The sequence below is a fragment of the Pseudoalteromonas sp. SR45-5 genome (assembly GCF_014163565.1).
GTDB lineage: Bacteria > Pseudomonadota > Gammaproteobacteria > Enterobacterales > Alteromonadaceae > Pseudoalteromonas > Pseudoalteromonas distincta.
In genome coordinates this window covers 1-5,405 of record NZ_JACJDN010000256.1, presented here as the reverse complement: position 1 = coordinate 5,405, position 5,405 = coordinate 1, and the positions used below count along the sequence as shown (strand labels likewise).

Genomic DNA, 5,405 nt, shown 5'->3' with positions numbered 1-5,405 from the left:
GTTGAAGTGCGCGTTTACGCTGCTCTATTTCAAGGTTTAGTGCATCGTTACTTTGAGTGAGTGCGCGGGTGCGAATTTTAACTTCTGACTCAAGAAGCTCTCGTTTTTTTACACGCTCTATTGCTGTTGCCAAATAAAGCGACATAAACTCGAGTAATTGTATTTGCTGTGAGCTATAGCCTTGTTTTGTATCGTAACTTTGAGCTGCTAATACACCGATAATATTGTGTTCTTGGTAAACAGGTACGCCTACCCAATGTTCGGCAGGAGTGCCTAATGCTTTAAATAAACCTTCTGCTGCAGCATCTTGCATTTGCTGCTTGGTAAAACATGTGGTTTTACCCTGTTTAAATACATAACCCGTGGCGCCTTCATCAAAGCTATTTGATTGGTTAAGGGCGACGGCAATACCATCTTTTTCATCTGAAAAGTAAGAAAGCTCTAGTGATTGGCTGTATTGATTTAGCAGCACCACATAAAAACTTTTACTAGGTACGTACTTTTGTAAAATGTCATGGATGGCGGGGTATAGCAGGGTTAGCTCGGCCACAGTACTTGCCTGCTCTGATAATTGGATCAGGGCATTTTGTAAGTGATGTGATTGTTTGTATTTTTCGAGAAGCGCTCTAAGGCGTTTATTTTGATACGCCAATTTACTCGATACTGATAGTTTATCTTCCAATGATCTAACCGGCTATTTTTATTGTATAGTTATTAGCCTTATACTTTCACTTTTAGTGCTTATCGTCAAGTTGATATTCCTACTAAAGCAGTAGCTAGACACACTATTTTAGGCATTAAAAAAGGCTTACAGAAGTAAACCTTTTTTGTATATTTCAATCGAGCTTATTTAGATGTCATAAAGTCGATAGCAGCGCTAATCTCATCATCAGAACAATCCATACACGTGCCTTTTGGAGGCATAGCATTAAAGCCATTTAGTGCATGCTCAAGTAAAGTGTCTTTACCTTTAGCAATACGTGGAGCCCAATCGTCAGCCGATTTAGGCGCGCCTAGTGCACCAGTGCCGTGACATGCAAAACATGCACCTTGATATACTTGCTCACCAGAGCGAGGACCGGTAGGCGCCACTGCAACTGCAGCTTTATCGCCTTCAAGGTATACAGCACCAACCGGCGCGAGACGTGCTTTAATTGCATCTTCAGTCATAGAGTTATCATATGGCTGTGCGTATGCAGTGGTTGCTAGCAATAATAATGCTGCAGCTGTTAATTTTTTCATTTTGCCTTGCTCACTTCGATTTGAACGTGATCAATCACGATTAAAGATGACGGAAATTAAACCGATTATAACTCTCTGAGCCAATTTATAAAATGCTAAGAGCCGTTTTTATTAATAAAACTGACTACTTTTTGCGTTAACGCAATAAAATTTAATTATTTACTGTTTTTTGTTAAGCAATTTAATAAGCGCAATCAGTCATACAATTAACTTTTTAGATCCTAAGATCAAAATCAATTTATTGATAATACGCTACTAACTAGTTTTGCGATCCCTGCGTCGGCTTCAAGAATCGATTCTGCCAACATGTAAGCAGGGGTGGTAACTAACTTATTTGGTTCATCGATAACTACACCGTCAACCGCACAATCTATATGTTTAGCGCCTAATGTGCTTAGCGCTTGTGCTGTCTCTACATCGTTACCAATAGTAAGTGCGGCGTTATCGTAAATAAATGGGATCAATGCGGGTGCAATACACATATAACCTGCAGGCTTATTTGCTTTTGCAAATGATTTACAAGCATTAAGGACGTCCTGATTGATATTTGCTTTTGCGCCTTTAATTGCAAAATCGCATAAGTTTTTTGCAGCACCGAAACCGCCAGGTACAATTAATGCGTCAAACTGAGTCACGTCTAGTTCAATCAGCGATTTAATGTCACCTCGTGCAATGCGAGCAGCTTCTGTTAATACATTGCGTTTATCAGGCATTACTTCACCTGTTAAATGGTTAATGGTATGAAGTTGTTCAATATCTGGTGCAAAACACTGATACGTTGCGCCATTTTCGGCTATATGTAATAAAGTTAAAATTGCTTCATTAATTTCACTACCATCGTACACACCAGACCCTGCTAATATTACTGCTACGTTTTTCATGCTTTTGTCCCCTAAAGTCTTTTTTATAAGTCGATCGGATGAAGTTTAACATGCTCAAAATTTCTCGCGAAAATAAATTTTTAGTACAAAAATCATTCGCAGTGCAAGTCGTTTTGCGGTTTATGCCATTTGCGATCACTTTGCCTTTAAAAAAATTATAAAGGATCGCTATGATCTTCGATCCATTGTGCTAGAATACTCCTCCGGTTATTTAAATGGACGCGAATAATCAAAGTGAATAACAACAGAAGCAGTCGTTAGAAAACCTTTTTCCACATTGGTTTAAAATAATAAAAAAAGAACCTCGTATTATCTTTTTTAAATTAAAACATACAGTTAAAGTATTTTCTAGGCATTTTATAATGCTTTGGAAGAATAGCTCGTGGCTGTTATCTACACACTTATCCACAGCTTGCTCTAGTTTTAATAACACGATAAACAGTAATTCACAGTCGTTTTATTTACTACCTTATGGCATGCTTATAATTACCTTAATTTTTTGCATTTAGGATCCAAATTCACCATGGCTCAGATCCCCGAAAACCCACTTATTTTAGTTGATGGCTCGTCATATTTATTTCGTGCTTATCATTCTCCGCCGCATTTAACTAATTCTAAAGGTGAGGCTACGGGCGCTATTTATGGCGTGATCAACATGCTTAAAAGCTTGATCAGACAATATGATCCCTCACACATGGTGGTTATATTTGATGCTAAAGGCAAAACGTTCCGTAACGATATGTATAGCGAATATAAGGCAAATCGCCCGCCGATGCCGGATGACTTACGTACGCAAATAGCACCAATACATAGCATTATCAAAGCGATGGGTTTTCCGCTAATTAGTATCGAAGGCGTTGAAGCTGATGATGTTATTGGCACATTTGCACGCATTGCAACTGAGCAAAAACGGCATGTCCTTGTCTCCACTGGTGATAAAGATATGGCGCAACTTGTAAATGAACACGTTACATTAATAAACACGATGACCGACAGTATTTCAGATCCTGTTACCGTAGTGGAAAAGTTTGGTGTAGGCCCCGAACTTATTATCGATTACTTGGCACTAATGGGCGATAAGGTCGACAATATCCCAGGTGTTGAAGGCTGTGGTCCAAAAACGGCCGTTAAGTGGTTAGAGAAATATGGCTCGTTGCAAGGTGTAATGGATCACGCAAGTGAGATTAAGGGTAAAATAGGTGAAAAGTTAGCTGCAGCTCTCGATCATCTGCCTTTAAGCTACGAGCTTGCAACAATTAAGTGCGATGTTGAAGTTGAATCAGATCTTGATACGTTCAAATTACAAGAACCAAATAAAGACGAATTAATTGCACTATATGGTGAGTGTGAATTTCGTCGTTGGTTAGCTGAGTTACTAGATAACCCCAAAGATGCAGAAACACATCTAGCTGTACCTACCGAAGCCACTGAATTACCAAAAGTAGAAGATGCTCATTACGAAACTATTTTAACGCAAGCGCAATTTGATACGTTAATAGAGCAATTAAATAGTGCCGAGTTATTTGCATTTGATACAGAAACTACCAGCCTTGATTACATGAAAGCGCAATTAGTGGGTATGAGTTTTGCCGTAAAAGCGGGTGAAGCTGTGTATTTACCTCTAGCGCATGATTACCCGGGTGCGCCTGAGCAACTAAGTCTTGAATTTGTAATGCAAAAGCTAGGTCCAATTTTGGCCGATGAAAACAAAGCTAAAGTAGGGCAAAACCTTAAATACGACAAAAGTGTATTAGCGAATGCAGGTTTTGCGCTAAACGGTATTAAGTTTGACACCATGCTTGAGTCATACGTATTTAATAGTGTGGGTACACGCCACGATATGGACTCGCTAGCACTTAAATATCTAGGTCATAAAAATATTAGCTTTGAAGATATTGCTGGCAAAGGTAAAAAGCAACTTACCTTTAACCAAATTGAACTTGAAAAAGCTGCGCCTTACGCTGCAGAAGATGCCGATATTACTTTACGCCTACATGAAGTGCTTTGGCCAAAAATAGCGGCTGATGAAAAGCTAAAATCTGTATTCGAAGATATAGAAATGCCACTTGTTAGTGTGATTTCTGATATTGAACGAACCGGCGTTGCAATAGATAGCAATATGCTTGCAGCACACAGCCAACGATTAGGCGAGCGTTTAATTGAGCTTGAAAAAGAAGCATTTGAAATAGCAGGCGAACCATTTAATTTAAGCTCTCCTAAGCAACTACAAGTATTGTTGTTTGAAAAGCTTGGCCTGCCTATTATCAAAAAAACACCTAAAGGTGCACCTTCTACCGCAGAAGAAGTATTGCAAGAGCTTGCTCATGATTATCCACTACCTAAAGTAATCATAGAGCATCGTGGTTTATCAAAGCTTAAATCAACTTACACCGATAAATTACCATTAATGGTGAATGAGAAAACCCAGCGTGTACATACGTCTTATCATCAGGCAATTACAGCAACGGGGCGCTTGAGTTCAACCGATCCTAATTTACAAAATATTCCTATTCGTTCAGAAGAAGGGCGTCGAATTCGTGAAGCGTTTATAGCTGCAGATGGTTATAAAATTGTTGCTGCCGATTACAGCCAAATTGAGCTGCGTATTATGGCGCACCTTTCACAAGACAAAGGTTTATTAAATGCATTTGCTAACGGCTTAGATGTACACAGTGCAACTGCCGCTGAAGTATTTGGTGTAGAGCTTGATGATGTAACTACCGATATGCGCCGCAAGGCGAAAGCAGTAAACTTTGGCTTAATTTACGGTATGTCTGCATTTGGTTTAGCACGTCAACTAGATGTGCCGCGCCACGAAGCGCAGCATTACATAGATAAATACTTTGAGCGTTTTCCTGGTGTATTAGAGTACATGGAAACAACACGCGAAAAAGCAGCTGAAAATGGCTACGTTGAAACAATATTTGGTCGCCGCCTACATTTACCAGAAATAAACGCACGTAATGGCGCGCGCAGAAAAGGAGCCGAACGTGCTGCTATAAACGCACCAATGCAAGGTACTGCTGCTGATATTATTAAAAAAGCAATGCTGAGCGTTAACCGCTGGGTACACGAACAAGCGCCAAATACGATTAAGCTACTAATGCAAGTACACGATGAATTGGTATTTGAAATTAAAACAGACTGCGCACCTGAATACACAAAACATATTTGTGAGCTGATGTCGCAAGCTGCAGCGCTTGATGTGCCGCTTATTGTTGAAGCCGACGAAGGTGACAACTGGGAACAAGCCCATTAATGCAATTTGAGCATTTTAATTAA

4 protein-coding genes are annotated in these 5,405 nt (G+C 39.6%); 1 reads left to right on the top strand and 3 read right to left on the bottom strand.

Annotated features, from left to right (window positions below; translation table 11 throughout):
• The 3 genes from H5072_RS10895 to elbB form a co-directional block, all read right to left on the bottom strand.
• Positions 1–682: GAF domain-containing protein (locus H5072_RS10895; protein ID WP_182693533.1), on the bottom strand; the 682-nt coding region annotated here is incomplete at its 3' end.
• Between the two features lie 164 nt (positions 683–846).
• On the bottom strand, positions 847–1,242 hold the full coding sequence (locus H5072_RS10890) for a cytochrome c5 family protein (RefSeq protein ID WP_182693532.1): 396 nt from the start codon (positions 1,240–1,242) through the stop codon (positions 847–849).
• A 233-nt stretch (positions 1,243–1,475) separates the two neighbouring features.
• On the bottom strand, positions 1,476–2,123 hold the full coding sequence (elbB, locus tag H5072_RS10885) for an isoprenoid biosynthesis glyoxalase ElbB (protein WP_182693531.1): 648 nt from the start codon (positions 2,121–2,123) through the stop codon (positions 1,476–1,478).
• Between the two features lie 523 nt (positions 2,124–2,646).
• Here elbB and polA point away from each other — a divergent pair.
• Complete coding sequence (gene polA / locus H5072_RS10880) at positions 2,647–5,382, top strand: DNA polymerase I (protein ID WP_138488411.1); 2,736 nt, start codon at positions 2,647–2,649, stop codon at positions 5,380–5,382.
• The last annotated feature ends 23 nt before the right edge of the window (positions 5,383–5,405 follow it).

Excerpts from the sequence above, each read along its gene's own strand:
- polA (WP_138488411.1), top strand. The coding sequence starts at position 2,647 with ATGGCTCAGATCCCCGAAAACCCACTTATTTTAGTTGATGGCTCGTCA.
- H5072_RS10890 (WP_182693532.1), bottom strand. The coding sequence starts at position 1,242 with ATGAAAAAATTAACAGCTGCAGCATTATTATTGCTAGCAACCACTGCA.
- elbB (WP_182693531.1), bottom strand. The coding sequence starts at position 2,123 with ATGAAAAACGTAGCAGTAATATTAGCAGGGTCTGGTGTGTACGATGGT.